Source organism: Pseudomonas sp. MWU13-2100 (assembly GCF_023242365.1).
Lineage (GTDB): Bacteria > Pseudomonadota > Gammaproteobacteria > Pseudomonadales > Pseudomonadaceae > Aquipseudomonas.
Genome location: NZ_JALLIX010000125.1, coordinates 1 through 864, shown reverse-complemented (window position 1 = coordinate 864; position 864 = coordinate 1). Strand labels below are relative to the sequence as shown.

2 protein-coding genes and 1 pseudogene are annotated in these 864 nt (G+C 47.7%); all 3 read right to left on the bottom strand.

The window, feature by feature from the left end; all coding sequences use genetic code 11:
- A pseudogene (locus tag M5B99_RS29645) lies at positions 1 to 207 on the bottom strand (glycine zipper family protein); the annotation flags it as partial.
- Positions 208 to 284: 77 nt separating this feature from the next.
- The gene (locus M5B99_RS29640) at positions 285 to 515 is read right to left on the bottom strand and encodes a hypothetical protein (RefSeq protein WP_248807462.1); all 231 of its coding nucleotides are present in this window, start codon (positions 513 to 515) and stop codon (positions 285 to 287) included.
- Positions 515 to 864: hypothetical protein (locus tag M5B99_RS29635; RefSeq protein ID WP_248807461.1), on the bottom strand; the 350-nt coding region annotated here is incomplete at its 5' end. The genes M5B99_RS29635 and M5B99_RS29640, both read right to left, overlap by 1 nt.

The following is an 864-nucleotide window of genomic DNA, read 5'->3' as shown; positions in this document are numbered from 1 at the left end:
CGGTCCCCTTTTTCCGCTTGTAGTGCTACCTTCGACCGTATAGACCTGGGCATTACCAGATGAACTGGCTCTCACTTTAGGTGTAAGTGTTGCGCCATCCATGGTGAGCGACTGTTTAATATCATCTATTGATCCCCCCCAAACACTGGAAGGATTTCCAGCAATATCTCGAGGGATACCGGCTTGTGCCGCTAAGTCTTCGCGCAAACCATCCCGAGCAAGTGGAGATGTTGCCGGAATATCGTCTACTACCTTCCCAGCCGCACCTGCCTCTTTTGCACCATCTACATAGATTTAATCTCTGAAATCAGAGCCAAAAACTCTGACTCAGTTAACTCAAATTCCTCGCCTTCCTCCATTGCCATCAATGTGAGGAGTGCTCGATCCATTGGGGCAGTAATTTCTAAGCCATGGTCTTGGTAGATTTCAAACGCCACTTTAGAAATCCTAAAGACATCGAAACCTCTAGCCAATGTTCTTTCTAGATCCATGGCAAGATCAGCTTGTGAGTACATTATTTCCAGCTCTCCAACTCTGCACCTGTAGGAGGATAGTGCTGCACACTAACTGGCTGCCCATTAATGCTTTTAGGGTGAACCCGTATGATATTTCCTGAATGGTCATAGCTTTCCATCCACTGCCTAGTGGAGCCGGTCGTAGGATTGTACTCCGTGGCAAACGAAGCACCACGAGTAACACCTTCAGTTCGAGCAGGGACTTCCTGTGTGTAATACCGAATCCGTCCATCAGGAAGTGTTTTCGTAACAGCTGCGTTCTCTTGTGCTTTCTGCAAGCCTGAAAGCTTTGCCCTCAAAGCAGCTTGAGCGTTAACACTTGCTGCTTCACTAGATATTGCTGCGGTTT

Bases quoted from the DNA above. Each gene is read 5' to 3' on its own strand.
- M5B99_RS29640 (WP_248807462.1), bottom strand. From the start codon at position 515: ATGTACTCACAAGCTGATCTTGCCATGGATCTAGAAAGAACATTGGCT.